The organism is Ditibartonella choladocola (assembly GCF_002007565.1).
Taxonomy (GTDB): domain Bacteria; phylum Pseudomonadota; class Alphaproteobacteria; order Rhizobiales; family Rhizobiaceae; genus Bartonella; species Bartonella choladocola.
Genome location: NZ_CP015625.1, coordinates 584,004 through 606,450 on the forward strand (window position 1 = coordinate 584,004; position 22,447 = coordinate 606,450).

Sequence of the window (22,447 nt, forward strand, 5' to 3'; positions counted from 1 at the left end):
ACGGCGAGTTCAGCTTCGGGCAAGTTTCATCCGTTACACAAGAAATTACTGAGGAAAGGTAATCCTATGATTGGCACTTACGTCAGCTATAGAAGTACGATAGATAATATGTCAAAGACGCTTGACAGGGTTATGAATGAACCTGCGGTCAAACGGGAAACAGACTATTATACTCAGAACATCAAAAGTGTGAACGATGTTGATGATTTCTTTCGCGATCAACGGCTGTACAACTATGCGATGAAGGCTTACGGCCTTGAAGATATGATCTATGCCAAGGGCATGATGCGCAAGGTTTTAACCGATCCCGATTATGCGACTAGGCTTACAGACAAGCGCTATCAACAATTCGCTGCTGCGTTCAACTTCAACAAATACGGTGATAAGGCTACTTCCCAGGACAGTGCAACAAAAGCTACAGTCAATAAATACATGCAGCAGACGTTGGAAGTCGAATTAGGTAACCAGAATGAAGGTGCGCGTCTTGCACTTTATTTTACGCGTACGATTGGCAGCATGGCAAAAAATGGCAGCTTGTCAGAAGATGGATGGGCTTATCAGATCATTGCGGATAAAGCACTTGCAGAGGTTGTTTACACAGCTCTTGATATTCCCGACAGCGTAAGGGGTTCCGATGTCGAAGCGCAGAAACGTCTTCTTGAACAGAAGATGAACTTTGATGATCTGGCTGACGGGACAAAATTGGAAAAATTCATCGGCCGGTTTTCTGCCATGTATGATGCCAAGAACCAGCCGCAGGTCAGTCCTGCATTAACACTTCTGCAAAGCACAGGATCAGGTGGCTCATTCGGATTTTCGAATGCGTCGATGATTGCAATGCAGTCGCTCAAACCGGGCGGCAATTGATCTTATAGCTTTTGCTTTGATCTTTTGTCCGCTCTATTGGAAGCCAGACGGCTTGAAACTGTCTGGGCAAGAAAGGACAAAGATTGATGCAAAATCCGGTCTATGTCGGTGTTTCCGGGCAAATCAGTTTAGAAAAGCGCATGGAAACCATTGCGCGGAATATGGCTAATGTGAACACACCGGGGTTTCGCTCGGAAGAGATGAAGTTTGAATCTCTTGTTTCTCCCGTTGCCCGTGACAATAATCAGAATGTCAATTTCAGTAGCGCCGGCAAATCTTATATTTCAACCAATCGTGGTCCGGTTACACAGACGGGTAACCCTCTGGATGTTGCCGTTAACGGAGATTCCTATTTTTCGCTACAAACGCCTAACGGTCAGGTTTATACGCGCGACGGGCGTATGATTATGACACCGGAAGGCGGGCTTGTTTCGGTTCAAGGTTATCCTTTTCTGGATAATGGCGGTGCACCGATACAGATTGATCCTGCTAACGGCGCTCCGCGAATTTCGGCCGATGGTGCAATTTACCAAAACAACCTGCAGGTTGCTGCAATCGGCCTTTATCAATTCCAGCCTGATAGCAAGTTGAGTTACGGCCCGAATGCTTCGGTCGTGCCTGATAAAGCCCCCATACCCATGCAGGGAGACGCTGCAAACGGCGTCGTACAAGGCTTTCTGGAAAATTCCAATGTGAATGGCGTTGTTGAAATGACGCGTCTTATCGAAGTTTCGAGAGCTTTTGAACGGGTCGAAGCAATGATGCGTCAACAAGAAGAAAGAGGCACGCAGGCTATCCAGACTCTCGGCGGTAAAAGTCAGTAACGGATCAATCATCCGCAATCATATAAGATCGGGTTGAAAATTTTATGGAAAACACTGGACAAAAAAGTGGGCAGTTAAGCATTTCCCCAAGCAATGCACTGTCTTTGCTTGTCGCATTTGCCGAACAGGAAAAACGTCAACGCTCGCCTCTGGTAAGTAAAGGTGGAATTGTGAGCGATGTATCACGTGTCGCCGTTGCCGCACGTGGCCTTTCCGATGATGTGTCACTTGGAGATAATGTCCTGATTGATTGCGGGCGTGATATGGCTCGCGGTGAAATCATTCGTGTCAATGAAGACCATGTGCTGATTAAACCTTTTGATGAAACTATTGTTCCGGCACTTAATGCCTCGGTATTTCCGAATGGCCCTCTCACTGTTTCACCTGATAAATCGTGGCGCGGACGTGTTGTTAATGCCTTGGGAGAAGCAATCGACGATCTGGGACCAATTGTAACCGGCGAAAAGAAGATGCCGGTTGAAACCCACGCAGTGCCTGCATTGAAGAGAGCACGTGTCGGTAAAGGATTGCGCACGGGCGTCAAGGTGATCGATATTTTCACGCCCCTCTGTTTTGGCCAGCGTATCGGCATTTTTGCCGGTTCTGGTGTCGGTAAATCGACTTTATTGGCAATGATGACGCAGACAGATGATTTCGATACTGTTGTATTGGCCTTGACCGGCGAGCGTGGTCGTGAAGTGCGCGATATGCTTGATGATACAATGAAGGGAAAATTATCCAAAGTTGTTACCGTCGTTGCAACGGGTGATGAAAGCCCCATGATGCGTCGTCTTGCTCCGGCAATGGCGACAACAATTGCAGAATATTTCTGTTCCTTGGGTGACAATGTATTGTTGATGGTTGACTCGATTACGCGTTACGCTTTGGCTGCTCGCGAGGTTGCGATTGCAGCGGGCGAACCGCCGGTTTCTCGCGGATTTCCGCCAAGTGTGTTTAGTGATTTGCCACGTTTGTTGGAGCGTGCAGGACCGGGTCCCGAAGGAAAAGGGTCGATTACCGGAGTTTATGCGGTTCTGGTTGATGGCGATGACCATAACGACCCGATTGCCGATGCCATTCGTGGTATTCTGGATGGTCACATTGTGCTTGACAGAGCGATCGCTGCGCAAGGCCGTTATCCGGCCATTGATATTCCCGGTTCGATTTCACGTCTTGCTCCCCATAGCTGGACGGCCGAACAGAAAAAGCTCGTAAGAAGTTTGAAAGAAATGATCTCGCGTTATGAAGAGACGCGGGATCTGCGCGCCATGGGGGCTTATCATCCCGGATCGGATCCGGTTCTCGATCAGGCTGTGGTTATGGTGCCGCGAATTTATGCGGCAATGAACCAGTCTCCCGATACGCCGGTTTCCCGTGACCCTTACGATGATCTTGCTAAAGCATTGAGAGCTCAAGCTGCCTAGGATAAGTGCAGGAGAATTCCAGTTATGACAGATATAACAAATTTTGGTTCATCTTTCCCGAACTTTGGCAGCAATGAACGCCAAAGCTTCGGCGGTTTCAGGATGAAAGGCCTTGCAAGCAAAAAACGCGGTGACGATACCGAAAGAGAATTGGCAAAACTTTTGCAGGATCTTGAACACATTGATACCGGCACAGCCACTTCGGGCAATCCGCGCCAGAGTAAAAATCAACATTGGTTATTTTGGCGAAATCCTGATGAAGATGGCGAGACAGACCTTAACCGTAATTCCGGTATTGTCGAGAAACAAAACACCAATTTGTTCAAGAAAGCTGTAGCAGGAATTTCGGCGGCATTTGCGGGAATTCAATCCATCAGCATTGTAAATTCGGTTGCCGGTTCTTCAAGCGGTACGTTTTTCGGAATATTCAATTCGGTCGATTCACTATTGCGTGCTTTCGGCGTGGCCATGGCAATCGGCTGCGGGAGTTTGCCATTTGTGGTCTATGCCTTCCAGATTGGCGGGCAGGGTGGAGCCAATACGTCTGACAGCAAGCCGGCAGTGTCAAGCACTTTCAGACCGCATGACGGGTGGTACAAACGCTCGCGTTTTGAAACAGTCGACAGGGTAGATCCCTATGCTACACGCGATTATGATTCACAAAAAGCAATCATGTCCAACGGTCGTGGCTTGCCCAAGGCTGCCAATCCCGATGAGACGGACGGGAGTTTGAAACCCACCGCACCCGAAGCACAACCTTATGTCGTCAAAGATGTCGTGAACGGAATGGCGATGATCGAATATGGTCAGGGGTATTGGTTTGCAAGACCGGGTAGCAGATTACCTGACGGAAGTTATTATGTAAGAGTTATGAAAGACAGCCAAAGTGGAAAAGTGGCGTTGAAAACGTCGAGAGGGATTGTTCCGGTCGGTCACTAATCGGAATGCTACCGGTGCAATATTTTCAGGCTTGACGGGAGAGGTCATAGAGCTATCAGACAAAAGTGGAGCGACCGAACGTTCGTAGAGTGATCGATTGTTCCGGAATATGAAGACAGAAGTTTCGGATAAGGAACATAGAATGCCGGAGACGTTGGCTTTTTCGGGTTCAAACGGCGTTTCTTGTGTTACCGGTTATTTTGCCGGATTTAACAGTACCGGACATTTGTCGGATTTATATATAATCGGCAAATGGGCGCGGGTTTTTTAATAAAAAAATTGAAAATCGAACAGTTTTTCAACGCCGAAGCCAACAAGAATTGTGATTTTTATTTGTTAACTGATTGATTCAATTTATTTATTTATTGACTTTAAAAAACATTTTCTGACGCAAGTCTCGCGCAAGTTTACGCGCCTATTGTTTATTCTGTTCAATAGAGTATACGACAATGGGTCCGGTAAATCTTTTTGATATAGCAAATAAACAAGCTGACTGGTTGGCAACACGCCAAAAGGTCGTAGCGAGCAATGTTGCGAACGTCAACACACCCGGATACAAATCGCGTGACGTTAAAGACTTCGCTGCAATTCTCAACAATGATACCATGGCGATGACTGTGACAAACAGCAAACACATGGATGTCACGGATAATGGCATGGAAGCCCATGCAATGCGGCCTGAAGATACGATTGAAACCACCCACTCCGGCAATAATGTCAATCTCGAAGAAGAGATGCGCAAAGGTGGCGAAATCGGCCAGCAAATGTCACTCAACACCGTTATCGTAAAAGCCTTTCATCGAATGATGATGGCTACAGTTAAAGGAGGATCGTGATTATGTCTGATCCACTTATAGCAGCAGGACGTGTTGCAACAAGCGGGCTTGCCGCCCAATCCACACGCCTTCGTATAATTGCTGAAAATATGGCCAACGCCAACTCGACCGGCGAAACTGCCGCAGCAAATCCCTATCAACGCAAGACAGTCAGTTTTGAAGCCGCTCTCAATCCCTATGCGGATGCGCAAGGTGTCGAGGTCGCGCGGATTTCGACTGATAAATCGCCTTATATTGTTAAATATGAGCCCGGTCATCCGGCGGCCGATGCCAATGGTTATGTGAAATATCCGAATGTGAATGCAATTGTTGAAATGGCCGATATGCGTGAAGCGAACCGGTCATATGAAGCAAATTTACAAGTTATTCGTCAGGCCAGGGATCTTGTATCCCAGACAATTGACCTGTTGAGAGGTTAATAAGTTGAAAACCATAATTTTAAATAAAGATGAAAATCTTTCTAAGCTTGAAGAACAATTGGGTAATAATGAGATCAATATTAAAGGCCAGATTATAAAGATTAGTGATGAAAATAACTATAAAGCTAATCTCGAAGTTATCTGCCGTTCTGCACATTTGCTTGCGGGCGCGCTTAAAATGACGGGGATGTAATAATGATACAGTCGTTAACATCAGCAACAACACGTGCCGCTCTTGAAAGGTTGGGGCAATCACAAGGCGCGAATGCCAGCCAGACAACTTCATTAGACACGCAAGCTACAGGTCAGGCTCAGGGTGTAAAAAGTCCTAGTTTCGATCAGGTACTGGCTGAAGTTAGCGGTGCTGTCGGCAACAATCTTGAAAAGGCTGAAAGCCTTTCAATGCAGAAAATGGAAGGTGGCGACGTGTCGGTGCGTGAAGTTGTCAATTCGGTGATGGATGCCGAACGTTCATTGAATACCGCAATCGCCATTCGGGATAAAATTGTTCAAGCTTATCTCGAAATCAGTCGTATGCAGATTTAACCGGTTGGTCCGGATAACAAATTTGAACCAACCAGAGCAATAAAGGGAAAAGTCCAATGGTTATGAGATCTTTATCAATTGCGGCCACCGGTATGAACGCCCAGCAGACCAATCTTGATGTTATCGCAAACAACATTGCTAACATCAATACAACAGGTTACAAACGTTCCCGTGCCGAATTCAGCGATCTTATGTACACGACCGATCGCGCCGTTGGCGTTCCGAACATGATGAACGAAGCGACAATTCCTGAAGGTGCCATTGTCGGTCTTGGTGTTCGCACGGCTGCCGTTCGCAAAAACAATATGCAAGGTTCGTTTGTCCAGACATCCAACTCGCTGGATTTGGCAATCCGTGGCCGTGGTTATTTTGAAATTCAGGATCCGAATGGCAATACGTTTTATACCCGTTCGGGTGCATTCAATCTGAATGAAAACGGGCAAGTTGTTACTCTGGATGGTAATCTTGTCCAGCCGGTCATTACCGTTCCGAACGAAATCGGTAAAAACGGCATTATTACCGTGAGCGCCGATGGACGGGTGACCTACCAGCCGGATGCCGATGCTGCGCCTGTTGAAGCAGGTCGTCTCAATATGATCAATTTCACCAATGAAGCAGGTCTTGAAGCGGTTGGTGATAACCTGTTTCGTGAAACACAGGCATCGGGCGCACCGATTGCCGGTAACCCCGGTGAAGAAAATTACGGGTCAATCATGCAAGGCTATCTCGAAGCTTCCAACGTTGATCCGGTGAAAGAAATTACCGAATTGATAGCTGCCCAGCGCGCTTATGAAATGAATTCCAAAGTCATACAGGCGGCAGATGAAATGTCGGCAGTTGTATCGAAGAATTTAAGGTAATTTAAAATGAAAAAGCTTTCTCTCCTTATTGCTGGTTTATTGTTGTCGACCGCGTCGATAACGCAAGCTTATGCGGATAGGATAGGCTTTCTCGTTCCGACCACAACGGTTTATGCAGGACAACCGGTAAGCAATGTCGGTCTCAGCGAAAGAATGTTTTACATCAAAGTTGATGCCGCACCGTTATATGTAACAGATGTCAAGCAGGCTTTGAACAAAGTGGCCAAACGGACATTGCCGGCAGGCCGGCCGATTTCCTTGTCAGCTCTGGGCGATCCGGTATTGGTCGAACGTGGTCAAAATACAAAACTGGTTTTCAATGCCGGAGACCTCGTCATTACTGCATCGGGCGTTTCTATGGAACCAGGTAGTGCAGGCGATTTTATCAAGGTTCGCAATGTCGATTCCGGTCGTATTGTGAGCGGTACGGTCTTATCTGACGGTAGCGTCAGGGTAGGTGGGCAATGATTGGTCGTTCGTTTGGGATTGGTCGTTCGTTTGGGATTGGTCGTTCGTTAAAGATTGGTCGTTCGTTAGGACTTGTCGCGGCTTTATTGATGGGGGTTATGCCCGCATTTGCCGATGAAGGTGGCCGCAATGTACGCCATTTCAATTCCGAAGCGGCCTCTGATGCATCATGGCTCGGGTCGGGTGGTGATCCGGCAAAGATGCGCTATTCCGATCTTTCACGCCCCGGTGTTGTTGCCAGACTGAAAGATATTGCAGAAATTCAGGGTGTTCGTGAAAACCAGCTCGTCGGCTATGGTCTCGTTATCGGTCTTAACGGTACAGGCGACTCGCTACGTAATTCACCTTTCACCGAACAATCTTTGCGTGCCATGTTGGACAATCTGGGCATTAGCCCGCCAGCCGGTGCTTCGCGTGCAAACAATATTGCCGCTGTTATCGTTACGGCCGATATTCCACCATTTGCAACGCCCGGTTCAAGAATTGACGTAAGCGTTTCCTCGCTTGGTGATGCCAAGTCCTTACAAGGCGGTACACTGGTTATGACACCGCTTCTCGGTGCCGATGGCGAAACTTATGCTGTTGCACAAGGTAATATGATTATTTCCGGTTTTGCTGCACAAGGAGCTGCCGAGAGCGTAACACAGGGTGTTCCGACTTCAGGTCGTATTCCGAATGGCGCGCTGGTCGAACGCAAAGTCGAAGGAAACTTCAACCGCGATGCCGATATTGTTCTGGAATTGCATAATCCGGATTTTTCAACCGCTATTCGTGTTGCCGATCTTGTCAATGTTTTTGCCAATAAACGCTATCATCAAAGTGTTGCCAAAGAACGCGATGCAAAAACGGTCGTTTTGAAAAAACCCGCCAGCATTTCGGCAGCCCGTTTCATTGCAGAAATCGAGGGGCTTCCCATTCCGACAGACGAAGTTGCCCGCGTTGTCGTTGATGAACGCACCGGCACAGTTGTCATCGGCGAAAAGGTTCGTGTCTCGCGCGTTGCAATTTCTCACGGCAGTTTGACAGTTCGTGTTACCGAAACGCCTTATGCTTCACAACCTGAACCCTTCAGTGAAACGGGAGACACTGTTGTCCTGCCACAAACGGCAGTCGACGCAAATGAGCAAACCTCCAATATCGGTATTCTTGGTGGAACCGATCTTGATAATCTCGTCAAAGGGTTAAACCAGATTGGCGTTAAGCCCACCGGTATCATTGCTATCCTTCAGGCGATAAAAACATCTGGTGCACTTCATGCGGAGCTTGTGGTTCAATGATGAGATCGCGGCGTAAAGTTCTGGCAGTTCTGGGTTTGGTTCCGTTTTTCGGGCTTGTTAACACTGCTCTTGCACAGAAGGCGGGCAATACAGCCACTCAAAATAAATCTGCAACAGTTCCTTCAGCCCCGTCGGCACAGCGCACACTTCCCTCTGCCAATGCCTCGCAGGATGAAATTGAAAAATTTTGCGGTAACATTGATAGTCAGGCGGCGGATGCCCGTTTTGAATTGCAAAGCCAGCAATTGCAACAATTACGCACGCAAATTGATGATCGTATAAAAGTTCTGGAAGAAAAACGTCAGGAATATGAGAACTGGCTGAATAAACGGAACGAGTTTTTGGCCAAAGCACAGGATTCGCTGGTCAATATTATTTCCAAAATGCGTCCGGATGCGGCAGCCGCCCAATTGGCGCTGGTTGATGATTTTGCTGCTGCTGCCATTATGCTGAAACTGACGCCGCGTGTTTCGAGCGCCATTATGAATGAATTGCCACCGGAAAAGTCGGCAAATTTGACCAAGGTTCTGGTCAGTGCACAAAAATTACCGCCGGAAAACAAACCGGCACCCAAGGCTGTAAAAGCAGGCCAATGATGAAAGTTGAACAAATGAAAAAACTTTTAGACACCCGTAAATCAAGAGTCGCGCTTATCAGTGTCGTTCTGGCAACGGTTGCGCTTTCTGGCTGTTCTTACAATACAAAGGATTTCAACTCGGTGCCTGATTTTTCGCCGGTTCGGGCAGATCTCGGTTATGCACCGTCAATGAATCCGGATATTTACCCGACCAAGCCGAAAGAAAGCAAATATTCGCTTTACCGCTCTTCGTCGAACAGCTTTTATCGTGACCCTCGCGCCATGAAACCCGGTGATGTGCTCACTGTGCTGATTTTGATTAATGACCGCGCAAACATGAACAACAAAAGCGATCTGAAACGTGATGCCAATGGCAAATATACGTTGGGAGCAACCTATCCGCTTATCGGCAAGAATAGCGGTAGTGTGAACGGTGATTCCACCGCCCACTCGAAGGGTGATGCAAAAGTTGAACGTAAGGAAGACATCAAACTATCGGTTGCCGCCGTTGTCACAGATGTCTTGCCAAATGGTAATCTCGTTATCAACGGTTCACAGGAAGTTCGTGTCAACTACGAATTGCGTGTTCTCAATGTTGCCGGTGTGGTTCGTCCGCGTGATATTACCGGTAACAATACGATCGAATATGATAAAATTGCCGAAGCCCGTATTTCCTACGGCGGGCGCGGTCGTATGAGTGAAATTCAACAGCCGCCTTATGGACAACAGATTTTGAACCAGATCTCTCCGTTCTGATAGGATTGACCGGATATTCGGGCAGGGAGTTCGGTTTTAAACCGGCTTCCTGCCTTTATTATCCGCGATAAAGTCTTGAAAGCATGGTGCTTTAAGGTTTATTCATGTATTTCCGGTTAGGATAATAAACTATAGTTAAAGTGCAAATGCCTTTTAATTTTTAACCCAAGAGGTTTTTATGGCTGGCGAACCTGCAAAAGGCGACGGAAAAGAGAAGAAAGACAGTGGTGTCAAAACGCTGCTTGTTGCCGGTATTATTTTGACTTTGGTCGCAGCAGGCGGCGGCTGGTTTTTGGGAACACAGATCGGCAAAGAAATTGCTCCCCCTCCCGTCGAACAAAAAAATGAAGCGGAAAAAACGGCAGATACAATCGCTTCAAATAGCAGTGTTACAGTTTTAAATCCTATTCTTACCAATATGGCAGCACCGAACAATGCATGGATTCGTGTGGAATGTTCGCTTGTATCCCAGCCGGGCGAAGTGTTGTCGCCATCCGTCGCGGCGGAAATTTCCAACGATTTTCTGGCATTTCTGAGAAACAGTACGATTGCCCAGATCAAGGGTGCTTCGGGGCTTATGAATCTGCGTGAAGATCTTGTTGAAAGAGCACGTACGCGTTCAAAAGGCAAAGTCACCAATGTGCTGATTTCCAGTTTGGTGGTCGAGCAATGAAACGCCTTTTTCTGTTCAGTCTTGTTATAGTCATGATCGGCATTGGTTCGGCCTATGCCCAGGAAGCAAGCACTGCGGCTTCACAAGGGGCGGCCGCCAATTCTCTTTCAAACCTGTTGCCTCAGGCGGGTACGTCGATGAGCGGACGCATTGTCCAACTGTTCGGATTGTTGACGGTTTTATCTGTTGCACCGGGCTTGCTCATAATGGTTACGAGCTTTACCCGCTTTGCCATTGCTTTTTCACTCTTGCGTTCCGGCCTCGGTTTGCAAACAGCGCCTTCCAATCTGGTCATGATCTCGCTTGCTTTGTTCATGACATTTTATGTTATGGCACCAACCTTCAATCAGGCTTGGACCGGTGGTGTGCAACCGCTCATGAATAACCAGATCAATGAGCAGCAAGCGGCAGAACGCATTGGACAACCGTTTCGCGAGTTCATGCTTAGTCAGGTGCGGGAAAAGGACCTTGATCTTTTTGTCGACCTCGCAGACCCTTCATTTCAGGTGGGGTCGGGAGAACAGGTCGATTACCGTGTTCTGGTGCCCGCTTTTATGATTTCCGAATTGCGGCGTGGTTTCGAGATCGGTTTTCTCATTGTCTTGCCATTTCTGGTTATCGACCTCGTCGTTGCAACTTTGACAATGTCTATGGGTATGATGATGTTGCCGCCAACCGTCATATCATTGCCTTTTAAAATTCTTTTTTTCGTTTTGATTGACGGTTGGAATTTGCTTGTAGGAAGCCTTATCCGCTCTTTTAGCTGAATGAAATTGCCTCGAAAGGCGATTTTTAAAAAAAAATTTCCAAAAAGGTCTTTATTTTTATTGCTAAGCCGACTAAATACAAGGTGTGACAGGTTAGTGAGGTATTTGAAAGAATACCGGTAAAGCTAATAGGCATGAAGCCGCTCTGTCACCCGCTGGTTGGCCAGCATGTCCCTATTAAAATCTAATCCGAAGGGACAATTATTATGGGTACAAGTCTACTTACCAACCAATCCGCTATGAATGCTTTGCAAACACTGCGTTCCATTGGTGATAGTATGGACATAACGCAGCGCCGTGTTTCAACGGGCTTGCGTATTAACGAAGCATCCGACAACACCGCTTATTGGTCAATTTCATCCATGATGAAATCCGACCGTAATGCATTAAGTTCTGTTTCCGATGCGATGGCTTTGGGTAAAAGCCAGATTGATGTTGCTAACGCAACCATTGATAAATCGAAAGATTATCTTGATAACATCCAGAAATCCTTGACCACCGCCTATGAAAAAGGTTCAGGCGATGTTGCAAAGATTCAGGCTGATATCAAAGCCAATATGAATGATATTCAGTCCGCTGTTTATTCGGCATCTTTGGCTGAAAAGAACATTCTTGGTAATGGTGGCGAGTCAGTCCGTATCGCCGGTTCCTATCGTCGTGAAGGCTCGAATGTCTATGTCGATATGATCGACGTTGGCGGTGCCGACCTTAACTTTGCAACTAAAAACGCCGATGGCACATTCGATTTGACCAAAGGCGTCTTGAAAGACGTTTTCGGGAAAGCAGAAACTGCACCGGATTTTGCGAAATTGGACGATGATCTTCAAAAAGCTCAGGCTGATCTTGCAGCAAAAGGTGATACTGCCACTGACGATGATAGGAAAAATGTAACAGCGGCTCAAGACGCCATTACTAAGGCTGCCAAGGATATGACCGTTCAGGATTTTGTTGATGCCGATTTCAGTAAAGTTTCGTCGGCAACGATGGAACAGGTTCTGAAAACTGTTCAGAGCAAAGTCACGAATGCAACGTCTAATGTTGTTACTGCCGGTGCAGCTCTTGGTGCTGCGAAAGCTCAGGTTACAGGCCAGATCGACTATGTCAGCAAGTTGATGGATGCCGTTGATAAAGGTGTCGGTTCACTGGTTGATGCCGATATGAATGCAGAATCTGCCCGCCTTGCTTCTTTGCAGGTTCAACAGCAATTGGGCATTCAGGCTTTGTCGATTGCCAACCAGAACAGCCAGAACATCTTGTCGCTGTTCCGTCAATAATAGCAATCATGCTCTTCCGGTTGCAAATGCAACCGGAGTTGCTCTATCAATTTAAAAAGGCCGCGTTTCCGACGCGGCCTTTTTTTATGTGAAATTCTGATTGTTATTGCAGCGTATAGAGCCAATCAAAACATAAGCCGACTAACTATAGTTTTAGATAAAGTTTAAAAAATATCAATAAAAACATAAAGATAAGCGTATGTAGAAAATAAAAATAAGGTTTATATTATTTTTATAAAAATATATTTACAATTAATTAAATATAACGTATATATAAGTTGTGACAGGTTAGTAAGGTATTGAAAAGAATACCGGTAAAACTGGCAGGCATGAAGCCGCTCTGTCACCCGCTGGTTGGCCAGCATGTCCCGATTAAAATCTAATCCGAAGGGACAATTATTATGGGTACAAGTCTACTTACCAACCAATCCGCCATGAATGCTTTGCAAACGCTGCGTTCAATTGGCGATAATATGGACACAACGCAGCGCCGTGTTTCAACGGGCTTGCGTATTAACGAAGCATCCGACAACACCGCTTATTGGTCAATTTCATCCATGATGAAGTCCGACCGTAATGCATTAAGTTCTGTTTCCGATGCGATGGCTTTGGGTAAAAGCCAGATTGATGTTGCTAATGCAACCATTGATAAATCGAAAGAATATCTTGATAAAATCCAGAAATCTTTGACCACGGCTTATCAAAAAGGGTCAGGCGACATTAAAAAGATTCAGGCTGATATCAAAGCCAATATGAATGATATCGAGTCCGCTGTTTATTCGGCATCTTTGGCTGAAAAGAACATTCTTGGTAACAATGGTGAGTCAGTCCGTATTGCCGGTTCTTATCGTCGTGAAGGCTCGGCTGTTTATGTTGATATGATCGACGTTGGCGGTGCCGACCTTAACTTTGCCAAAAAGACCACTGATGGTAAATTCGATTTGACCAAAGGTGTTTTGGAAACTGTTTTTGCAAAAGACATAAACACAGACGATACTAAAAAGATTAGTGCTATACTCGCCAGGATTAATAAAGCAGATGCAACTGCAGGCGATATATCTAGTGCAGAATCAGATTTGATTACCAATGCCGGAGATATGACTGTTAAAGATTTTGTTGAAGCCGATTTCAGTAAAGTTTCCGCGCCAACAATGGAAGTACTTTTGAAAGCTGTTCAGGGCAAAGTCACGACTGCAACATCTAATGTTACTACTGCCGGTGCAACACTCGGTGCTGCAAAAGCTCAGGTTACAGGCCAGATCGACTATGTCAGCAAGTTGATGGATGCCGTTGATAAAGGTGTCGGTTCACTGGTTGATGCCGATATGAATGCAGAATCTGCCCGCCTTGCTTCTTTACAGGTTCAACAGCAATTGGGCATTCAGGCTTTGTCGATTGCCAACCAGAACAGCCAGAACATCTTGTCGCTGTTCCGTCAATAATAGCAATCATGCTCTTCCGGTTGCAAATGCAACCGGAGTTGCTCCATTGATTAGAAAGGCCGCGTTTCCGACGCGGCCTTTTCTTTTGCACTATATTTTTCTTCTCTTTTGTTGAATAAATAGTTATTCTTGAAAAGAATATAACAATATCTATTGTAAAAACGTTAATAAAAACAATAATGTAATGGTTATACAACTGATTTTGAGTGCGGTATTGTTTTTAATAATAAAATAGTATTTACAACTAATAATATATATATTATATATAGGTTGTGACAGGTTAGGGGGTAAAGAAAAACCTGAAAGTCTAATAGGCATGATGCCGCTCTGTCACCCGCTGGTTGGCCAGCATGTTCCCGTTAAACTTGTGATCCGAAGGAACAATTATTATGGGTACAAGTCTACTTACCAACCAATCCGCCATGAATGCTTTGCAAACTCTGCGTTCCATTGGTGATAATATGGACACAACGCAGCGCCGTGTTTCAACGGGCTTGCGTATTAACGAAGCATCCGACAACACCGCTTATTGGTCAATTTCATCCATGATGAAATCCGACCGTAATGCATTAAGTTCTGTTTCCGATGCGATGGCTTTGGGTAAAAGCCAGATTGATGTTGCTAATGCAACGATTGATAAATCGAAAGAATATCTTGATAACATCCAGAAATCTTTAACTTCGGCTTATCAAAAAGGGCCGGGCGACATCAAAAAGATTCAGGCTGATATCAAAGCCAATATGAATGATATCGAGTCCGCAGTTTATTCGGCATCTTTGGCTGAAAAGAACATTCTTGGTAACAATGGCGAGGCAGTCCGTATTGCCGGTTCTTATCGTCGTGAAGGCACGGCTGTTTATGTTGATATGATCGACGTTGGCGGTGCCGACCTTAACTTTGCCAAAAAGACCACTGATGGTAAATTCGATTTGACCGGCGGCGTCTTGCAACTTGTTTTTGCACAAGACATAAATACAGATCAGAAGATTAGTGATTTAGTCTCTAATGTTAATAATGCGACAGATGACGCAACACGAAATACAGCAGAAGGTAAACTGGCTGCCGCTGCCACGTATATGACTGTTAAAGATTTTGTTGAAGCCGATTTAAGCAAGGTTTCCGCGAAAACAATGGAAGCACTTTTGAAAGGTGTTCAGGGTAACGTTACAAAAGCAACGTCTAATGTTACTACTGCCGGTGCAACACTCGGTGCTGCAAAAGCTCAGGTTACAGGCCAGATTGATTATGTCAGCAAGTTGATGGATGCCGTTGATAAAGGTGTTGGTTCACTGGTTGATGCCGATATGAATGCAGAATCTGCCCGCCTTGCTTCTTTGCAGGTTCAACAGCAATTGGGCATTCAGGCTTTGTCGATTGCCAACCAGAACAGCCAGAACATCTTGTCGCTGTTCCGTCAATAATAGCAATCATGCTCTTCCGGTTGCAAATGCGACCGGATTTGCTTTATCAATTAGAGAGGCCACGTTTTCGACGCGGCTTTTTTAATTTTGCCCTATATTTTTCTTCTCTTTTGTTGAATAAATAGTTATTCTTGAAAAGAATATAACAATATCTATTGTAAAAACGTTAATAAAAACAATAATGTAATGGTTATACAATTGATTTTTGAGTGAGGTATTGTTTTTAATAATAAAATAGTATTTACAACTAATAATATATATATTATATATAGGTTGTGACAGGTTAGGGGGTAAAGAAAAACCTGAAAGTCTAATAGGCATGATGCCGCTCTGTCACCCGCTGGTTGGCCAGCATGTTCCCGTTAAACTTGTGATCCGAAAGGACAATTATTATGGGTACAAGTCTACTTACCAACCAATCCGCCATGAATGCTTTGCAAACTCTACGTTCCATTGGTGATAATATGGACACAACGCAGCGCCGTGTTTCAACGGGCTTGCGCATTAACGAAGCATCCGACAACACCGCTTATTGGTCAATTTCATCCATGATGAAATCCGACCGTAGTGCATTAAGTTCTGTTTCCGATGCGATGGCTTTGGGTAAAAGCCAGATTGATGTTGCTAATGCAACCATTGATAAATCGAAAGAATATCTTGATAACATCCAGAAATCTTTAACTTCGGCTTATCAAAAAGGACCAGGCGACATCCAAAAGATTCAGGCTGATATCAAAGCCAATATGAATGATATCGAGTCCGCTGTTTATTCGGCATCTTTGGCTGAAAAGAATATTCTCGGTAATAATGGTGAGTCAGTCCGTATTGCCGGTTCCTATCGTCGTGAAGGCACGGCTGTTTATGTTGATATGATCGACGTTGGCGGTAAAGAACTCAACTTTGCAACCAAGGGCGCTAACGGCACATTCGATTTGAGCCAAGGCCAACTGAAGGACATTTTCGGAAAAACCACCCCGGCTGATGGCACTGACCCCAACGGCAAACCCAAAGGTCCTATTGATGTAAAAACCCTCAACGATAATATTGCAACACTGAATTCGTCGAGTGCTACAGCCGATCAAAAAAAAGAAGCCGAAGGTAAAATTAACGGAATCATTAGCAAAATAACAGTTAGCGACTTCGTAAACACAGATCTTTCGTCTGTGGATGCAAATACGATGGAGCGCATCCTGAAGGCCGTTCAGGGCAAAGTCACAAGTGCCACGTCTAATGTTACTACTGCCGGTGCAACACTCGGTGCTGCGAAAGCTCAGGTTACAGGCCAGATCGACTATGTCAGCAAGTTGATGGATGCCGTTGATAAAGGTGTCGGTTCACTGGTTGATGCCGATATGAATGCAGAATCTGCCCGCCTTGCTTCTTTGCAGGTTCAACAGCAATTGGGCATTCAGGCTTTGTCGATTGCAAACCAGAACAGCCAGAACATCTTGTCGCTGTTCCGTCAATAATAGCAATCATGCTTTTCCGGTTGCAAATGCGACCGGAATTGCTTCATTGATTAGAAAGGCCACGTTTTCGACGCGGCCTTTTTTAATTTTGCCTTATATTTTTCTGCCCTTTTGTTGAATAAATAGTTATTATTGAAAAGGATATAACAATATCTATTGTAAAAAACGTTAATAAAAAAATAACGTAATGGTTAAATAATTGATCTTGATGGGCGGTATTTTTATTAATAATAAAATATTATTTATAACTAATAATATAGATATTACATATAAGTTGTGATAGGTTAGGGGTAAAAAAACTGAAAGTCTAATAGGCATGATGCCGCTCTTCCACCCGCTGGTTGGCCAGCATGTTCCCGTTAAACTTGTGATCCGAAGGAACAATTATTATGGGTACAAGTCTACTTACCAACCAATCCGCCATGAATGCTTTGCAAACACTGCGTTCCATTGGTGATAGTATGGACAAAACGCAGCGCCGTGTTTCAACGGGCTTGCGTATTAATGAAGCATCCGACAACACCGCTTATTGGTCAATTTCATCCATGATGAAATCCGACCGTAGTGCATTAAGTTCTGTTTCCGATGCGATGGCTTTGGGTAAAAGCCAGATTGATGTTGCTAACGCAACCATTGATAAATCGAAAGAATATCTTGATAACATCCAGAAATCTTTAACTTCGGCTTATCAAAAAGGACCAGGCGACATCAAGAAGATTCAGGCTGATATAAAAGCCAATATGAATGATATCGAGTCCGCTGTTTATTCGGCATCTTTGGCTGAAAAGAACATTCTTGGTAACAATGGCGAGGCAGTCCGTATTGCCGGTTCTTACCGTCGTGAAGGTTCGGCTGTTTATGTTGATATGATCGACGTTGGCGGTGCCGACCTTAACTTTGCCAAAAAGACCACTGATGGTAAATTCGATTTGACCGGCGGCGTCTTGAAACTTGTTTTTGCAAAAGACATAGACAAAGTGTATACGATTAGTGGTTTAGTCAATGCGGTTAATTATGCGGCAAATGAAACAACAAAAGCTAATGCAGAACGTGGCTTGGCTGCCGCTGCCACGTATATGACTGTTAAAGATTTTGTTGAAGCCGATTTAAGCAAGGTTTCCGCGAAAACAATGGAAGCACTTTTGAAAGGTGTTCAGGGTAACGTTACAAAAGCAACGTCTAATGTTACTACTGCCGGTGCAACACTTGGTGCTGCAAAGGCACAGGTTACAGGCCAGATCGACTATGTCAGCAAGTTGATGGATGCTGTTGATAAAGGTGTCGGTTCACTGGTTGATGCCGATATGAATGCAGAATCTGCCCGCCTTGCTTCTTTGCAGGTTCAACAGCAATTGGGCATTCAGGCTTTGTCGATTGCCAACCAGAACAGCCAGAACATCTTGTCGCTGTTCCGTCAATAATAGCAATCATGCTCTTCCGGTTGCAAATGCAACCGGAATTGCTTCATTGATTAGAAAGGCCGCGTTTTCGACGCGGCCTTTTTTATGTGAAATTCTGATTGTTATTGCAGCGTATAGAGCCAATCAAAAACATAAGCCGACTAACTATAGTTTTAGATAAAGTTTAAAAAATATCAATAAAAACAAAACAATGAATTTAATAACGGGGTGGTCATAGACGAGATATTGAAATATTTTAAAAATATATTTACAATTAATTAAATATAACTTATATATAAGTCGTGACAGGTTAGTGAGGTATTTGAAAGAATACCGGTAAAGCTAATAGGCATGAAGCCGCTCTGTCACCCGCTGGTTGGCCAGCATGTCCCTGTAAAATTCTAATCCGAAGGGACAATTATTATGGGTACAAGTCTACTTACCAACCAATCCGCCATGAATGCTTTGCAAACTCTGCGTTCCATTGGCGATAATATGGACACAACGCAGCGCCGTGTTTCAACGGGCTTGCGTATTAACGAAGCATCCGACAACACCGCTTATTGGTCAATTTCATCCATGATGAAATCCGACCGTAGTGCATTAAGTTCTGTTTCCGATGCGATGGCTTTGGGTAAAAGCCAGATTGATGTTGCTAACGCAACCATTGATAAATCGAAAGAATATCTTGACAACATCCAGAAATCTTTAACCTCGGCTTATCAAAAAGGGCCAGGCGACATCAAAAAGATTCAGGCTGATATCAAAGCCAATATGAATGATATCGAGTCCGCAGTTTATTCCGCATCTTTGGCTGAAAAGAACATTCTTGGTAATAATGGTGAGTCAGTCCGTATTGCCGGTTCCTATCGTCGTGAAGGCACGGCTGTTTATGTTGATATGATCGACGTTGGCGGTAAAGAACTCAACTTTGCAACCAAGGGTGCTAACGGCACATTCGATTTGAGCCAAGGCCAACTGAAGGACATTTTTGGAAAAACCAATAATGGCACAGACGATACTACTCATCAGCCCAAACCTGCTATTGATGTGGGAGCTCTCAAGAAAGCAATTGGAGATTATAAAGCAGAGGTAGAAAAAGCAAAGACTGATAACACTGCGAAACCTGCGGATAAATTAGCAGAGGTTACGAAGATCACTGAAAAAATAACGGTTAGTGACTTCGTAAACACAGATCTTTCGTCTGCGGATGCGGAAACGATGGAGTACATCCTGAAAGCTGTTCAGGGCAAAGTTACGACTGCAACGTCTAATGTTACTACTGCCGGTGCAACACTTGGTGCTGCGAAAGCTCAGGTTACAGGTCAGATCGACTATGTCAGCAAGTTGATGGATGCCGTTGATAAAGGTGTCGGTTCACTGGTTGATGCCGATATGAATGCAGAATCTGCCCGCCTTGCTTCTTTGCAGGTTCAACAGCAATTGGGCATTCAGGCTTTGTCGATTGCCAACCAGAACAGCCAGAACATCTTGTCGCTGTTCCGTCAATAATAGCAATCTCGCTCTTCCGGTTGCATTTGCAACCGGATTTGCTTTATCAATTAAAAAGGCCGCGTGAAGAACGCGGCTTTTTTTTATGGCAAAACATATTCTATCAGCGGTACGCAATTTTACGTAACTATTTTTTTCCGTTAAATAACAACATAAATTGCGCGACCCGATAATCTATCTTCTGTGCAATTTACGTTAATTTGCCGTTATAATTTTCGCCAATTTGCCGGTACAAAAAGAGGCACAACTGGTAATAGCGACAGGCAAGGTTGACGACATTTATCGGGCAACGTTTATTTGTGTAATCATTGCATCGACGTTTTTAAAGGAATAGGGCATAGGAACAGTTTTTTCCAAAGGCGTGGGATAGCGGACATTCGTCTTGGGATCGACATAGTGGGTCAATTTCATGGCGATTGAACAGCGCATAAAATCACCGCTTGGTCCTATAGTACGAGGGTCTGTTAAAGTAATTTTTGCCTTTTGCCCGTCATAATATCCATCCACCCCAATTTGGTAGTTCATCCCGATGACCAATTTGTCATGAAGGGCATCCAATATGTCTTTTGAACTACAGGTCTTTTTTGATCCGCCGCAAGCAATAAGTGGCAGACACAAAGCGGCTGTAAAAAATAAGCGGTACATTGATTATCCTTTTAATTTACAACAATTAGCCATCCCCCGTTGAGACAACATTAAAAATTATGTTGCGGCCTTGTTTACACTTTTATTGATAACTGCTTTACACAGGACAATAAAGTTTATTGATAGCTGTTTTACACAGGACAATAAAATTGCCACGTTGCGGGGATCACGTCAATCCGACCGCAACAATAATATTAACCATAAAGTCGCTTTAGACAAAGTGTGGTTCCGGCGTTTTCCTGTTGTTCATCCTCGCGCAAGCTTCAGCCTCTAAGGTGCAAAGTAAAGTTAGGGATATATCAGCTTTTAAAGTTTATATCCTTGATGAAAACCAACGGGTTTTTACCCAACTTATACGGTAGAGATACATGGATAGAATACTGGCTCTGTTTTCTTCAATTGGCTCGGCCCTCGGCAAATTGGGCGCTAAACGTCTGATAGCTCTGGGGCTGGTCGGAGTTGCACTATTCGGTACGATTCTGTTCTCAAGCTTTTATCTGACCCGTCCGACATACGAGACACTCTATGTCGGGCTTACTCGTGATGACGTGAACCGTATGGGTATGGCATTAGGTGAAGCAGGCATTGCTTTTGATGTCTCTTCCGACGGAACATCTGTTCAAGTGCCCGTAGGGCAAGCAGAAAAAGCACGTATGTTTTTGGCTGAAAAAGGTTTGCCGACATCGAACAATGCCGGCTATGAACTTTTTGATAATATGGGCTCTCTGGGGCTGACTTCTTTTATGCAGGAAATCACCCGTCAACGCGCATTGGAAGGCGAGATTGCACGCACAATCCAAGCTGTGCAGGGTGTCAAAGCGGCGAGAGTTCATATTGTTCTGCCGGATAAAGGTTCTTTCCGTCGTGCCAATCAAAAACCTTCGGCTTCGGTTGTTATTCGCACAGACGGTAATTTTGCCGCTGAATCTGCCCAGTCAATTCGCCAATTGGTGGCTGCTGCCATTCCTTCGTTGGAGGCAAGTTCGGTTACCGTGCTTGATACAAGCGGCAAGCTTTTAGCTTCCGGAACCGACGCGATGAATGGCGCACCGGTCATGATGGCATCTCTCGAACGGCAAGTTGCCGCACAGATTGACGAGAATATCCGTAAACAACTGGCACCTTATCTTGGTATGGATCATTTCCAGACCAGTGTTCAGGTTGCATTGGATACCGATCGTCGCCAGACCAACGAAACGATTTATAATCCCGATTCGCAGGTTGCACGTTCCGTTCGTAGTGTTCGCGATCAGGGGGACAGTCAAAACAACCGGAATAACGGTTCTGTCGGGGTTGAACAGAATATCCCGCAAGAAGAAATTGCCGGTGGTTCGGGTGAAAATTCTTCCGACAAAAAAGACCGTCGTGAAGAGACAACCAATTACGAGATCAACTCGAAAACAATTTCTACTGTAAGCGACGGGTTCAACGTCAAGAAACTGGCTGTTGCTGTTGTCATTGACCGGTCCAGATTGAAACCCAGCGACAAGGACGCACCGGCACCTGCCAACTATGTTGACGATCAGGTCAACCGCATTCGTCAAATGGTTGCGACAGCTTCGGGGCTCGATCCTGATCGTGGTGACATTATTAACGTAACGGCGGTTGATTTCGTCGCGAATGATGACGCAAACATGCAGCCGGTTGCAACACCGATCTGGCAATCATTGTCGAAATATACATCCGGCCTTGTAAACGGTGCAGCTCTTGTCATTGCAGTTTTGCTTATCATGTTTCTTGGTGTACGCCCGCTTATGCGTGAAATGCACGGCAACCAGCTTGCACTTGCCGACAATAATGAAAGTGCTTTGGCAGGACCGGAGAATATGCCTGCTTTGCCGAATGAAGCTAGCAAAAACGAGGGGTTTGATGGTAATATGATACCGGACGAGGACGGGCTACAGGATTTACGTAGCCGTATGCGTGTTCCACCGCAGAACCGGCTTGACCAGATGATTTCAATGGATGAAGACCGTTTTGCAAATGTCTTACGCGAGTGGGTTCAGGAAGATAACGATAAAGGGACACCTGCTCAGGCAGCTTGACCACAA

At 45.1% G+C, this 22,447-nt stretch carries 23 protein-coding genes; 22 read left to right on the forward strand and 1 reads right to left on the reverse strand.

What is annotated here, in order from left to right:
- Positions 1 to 66: 66 nt before the first annotated feature.
- From BBC0122_RS02645 to BBC0122_RS13335, 21 genes are all read left to right on the forward strand, one after another.
- A complete protein-coding gene (locus tag BBC0122_RS02645; RefSeq protein WP_077991019.1) occupies positions 67 to 867 on the forward strand; it encodes a DUF1217 domain-containing protein in 801 nt (266 codons plus the stop codon).
- Positions 868 to 950: 83 nt separating this feature from the next.
- A complete protein-coding gene (flgF, locus tag BBC0122_RS02650; protein WP_188318070.1) occupies positions 951 to 1,691 on the forward strand; it encodes a flagellar basal-body rod protein FlgF in 741 nt (246 codons plus the stop codon).
- An 80-nt stretch (positions 1,692 to 1,771) separates the two neighbouring features.
- Entirely contained in the window at positions 1,772 to 3,115 is a 1,344-nt protein-coding gene (fliI, locus tag BBC0122_RS02655) for a flagellar protein export ATPase FliI (RefSeq protein WP_188318096.1), read from the forward strand.
- A 24-nt stretch (positions 3,116 to 3,139) separates the two neighbouring features.
- Positions 3,140 to 4,054, forward strand: a complete 915-nt coding sequence (locus BBC0122_RS02660; RefSeq protein WP_077991027.1) for a hypothetical protein — start codon at positions 3,140 to 3,142, stop codon at positions 4,052 to 4,054.
- Positions 4,055 to 4,503: 449 nt separating this feature from the next.
- Entirely contained in the window at positions 4,504 to 4,890 is a 387-nt protein-coding gene (flgB, locus tag BBC0122_RS02665; RefSeq protein ID WP_077991028.1) for a flagellar basal body rod protein FlgB, read from the forward strand.
- Complete coding sequence (flgC, locus tag BBC0122_RS02670) at positions 4,890 to 5,309, forward strand: flagellar basal body rod protein FlgC (protein WP_188318097.1); 420 nt, start codon at positions 4,890 to 4,892, stop codon at positions 5,307 to 5,309. The genes flgB and flgC overlap by 1 nt, the downstream gene beginning before the upstream one ends.
- A 4-nt stretch (positions 5,310 to 5,313) precedes the next feature.
- Positions 5,314 to 5,502, forward strand: a complete 189-nt coding sequence (locus tag BBC0122_RS02675) for a hypothetical protein (protein WP_077991031.1) — start codon at positions 5,314 to 5,316, stop codon at positions 5,500 to 5,502.
- A 2-nt stretch (positions 5,503 to 5,504) separates the two neighbouring features.
- Positions 5,505 to 5,855, forward strand: coding sequence for a flagellar hook-basal body complex protein FliE (fliE, locus tag BBC0122_RS02680; RefSeq protein WP_077991033.1), 351 nt, complete (start codon positions 5,505 to 5,507; stop codon positions 5,853 to 5,855).
- A 62-nt stretch (positions 5,856 to 5,917) separates the two neighbouring features.
- A complete protein-coding gene (flgG, locus tag BBC0122_RS02685; protein WP_188318098.1) occupies positions 5,918 to 6,715 on the forward strand; it encodes a flagellar basal-body rod protein FlgG in 798 nt (265 codons plus the stop codon).
- Between the two features lie 6 nt (positions 6,716 to 6,721).
- On the forward strand, positions 6,722 to 7,183 hold the full coding sequence (flgA, locus tag BBC0122_RS02690) for a flagellar basal body P-ring formation chaperone FlgA (RefSeq protein WP_077991040.1): 462 nt from the start codon (positions 6,722 to 6,724) through the stop codon (positions 7,181 to 7,183).
- A complete protein-coding gene (locus tag BBC0122_RS02695; protein ID WP_077991042.1) occupies positions 7,180 to 8,460 on the forward strand; it encodes a flagellar basal body P-ring protein FlgI in 1,281 nt (426 codons plus the stop codon). Before flgA ends, BBC0122_RS02695 begins: the two co-directional genes overlap by 4 nt.
- Positions 8,457 to 9,056, forward strand: coding sequence for a MotE family protein (locus BBC0122_RS13350; RefSeq protein WP_077991044.1), 600 nt, complete (start codon positions 8,457 to 8,459; stop codon positions 9,054 to 9,056). The genes BBC0122_RS02695 and BBC0122_RS13350 overlap by 4 nt, the downstream gene beginning before the upstream one ends.
- 14 nt (positions 9,057 to 9,070) lie before the next feature.
- On the forward strand, positions 9,071 to 9,793 hold the full coding sequence (gene flgH / locus BBC0122_RS02705; protein WP_077994443.1) for a flagellar basal body L-ring protein FlgH: 723 nt from the start codon (positions 9,071 to 9,073) through the stop codon (positions 9,791 to 9,793).
- Between the two features lie 178 nt (positions 9,794 to 9,971).
- The gene (locus BBC0122_RS02710) at positions 9,972 to 10,466 is read left to right on the forward strand and encodes a flagellar basal body-associated FliL family protein (RefSeq protein ID WP_077991045.1); all 495 of its coding nucleotides are present in this window, start codon (positions 9,972 to 9,974) and stop codon (positions 10,464 to 10,466) included.
- Complete coding sequence (gene fliP / locus BBC0122_RS02715; RefSeq protein WP_077991047.1) at positions 10,463 to 11,233, forward strand: flagellar type III secretion system pore protein FliP; 771 nt, start codon at positions 10,463 to 10,465, stop codon at positions 11,231 to 11,233. The genes BBC0122_RS02710 and fliP overlap by 4 nt, the downstream gene beginning before the upstream one ends.
- A 206-nt stretch (positions 11,234 to 11,439) precedes the next feature.
- Positions 11,440 to 12,507: a flagellin N-terminal helical domain-containing protein gene (locus BBC0122_RS02720; RefSeq protein WP_077991048.1), complete on the forward strand. Its 1,068-nt coding sequence runs from the start codon at positions 11,440 to 11,442 to the stop codon at positions 12,505 to 12,507.
- Between the two features lie 401 nt (positions 12,508 to 12,908).
- Positions 12,909 to 13,949, forward strand: coding sequence for a flagellin N-terminal helical domain-containing protein (locus BBC0122_RS02725; RefSeq protein WP_077991050.1), 1,041 nt, complete (start codon positions 12,909 to 12,911; stop codon positions 13,947 to 13,949).
- 389 nt (positions 13,950 to 14,338) lie between these two features.
- On the forward strand, positions 14,339 to 15,370 hold the full coding sequence (locus BBC0122_RS02730) for a flagellin N-terminal helical domain-containing protein (RefSeq protein WP_077991052.1): 1,032 nt from the start codon (positions 14,339 to 14,341) through the stop codon (positions 15,368 to 15,370).
- A gap of 392 nt (positions 15,371 to 15,762) precedes the next feature.
- Positions 15,763 to 16,839, forward strand: a complete 1,077-nt coding sequence (locus BBC0122_RS02735; RefSeq protein WP_077991053.1) for a flagellin N-terminal helical domain-containing protein — start codon at positions 15,763 to 15,765, stop codon at positions 16,837 to 16,839.
- A gap of 389 nt (positions 16,840 to 17,228) precedes the next feature.
- Positions 17,229 to 18,260, forward strand: a complete 1,032-nt coding sequence (locus tag BBC0122_RS02740) for a flagellin N-terminal helical domain-containing protein (RefSeq protein WP_077991055.1) — start codon at positions 17,229 to 17,231, stop codon at positions 18,258 to 18,260.
- Positions 18,261 to 18,662: 402 nt separating this feature from the next.
- Positions 18,663 to 19,751 (forward strand): flagellin N-terminal helical domain-containing protein, encoded by a 1,089-nt coding sequence (locus BBC0122_RS13335; RefSeq protein ID WP_077991057.1) that lies wholly within the window; start codon positions 18,663 to 18,665, stop codon positions 19,749 to 19,751.
- 279 nt (positions 19,752 to 20,030) lie between these two features.
- On the opposite strand, the gene BBC0122_RS02750 is transcribed toward BBC0122_RS13335, so the two are convergent.
- A complete protein-coding gene (locus BBC0122_RS02750) occupies positions 20,031 to 20,396 on the reverse strand; it encodes a hypothetical protein (protein WP_077991058.1) in 366 nt (121 codons plus the stop codon).
- A gap of 368 nt (positions 20,397 to 20,764) precedes the next feature.
- Here BBC0122_RS02750 and fliF point away from each other — a divergent pair, with 368 nt between their 5' ends.
- Positions 20,765 to 22,441, forward strand: coding sequence for a flagellar basal-body MS-ring/collar protein FliF (fliF, locus tag BBC0122_RS02755; RefSeq protein WP_077991060.1), 1,677 nt, complete (start codon positions 20,765 to 20,767; stop codon positions 22,439 to 22,441).
- Positions 22,442 to 22,447 lie beyond the last annotated feature (6 nt).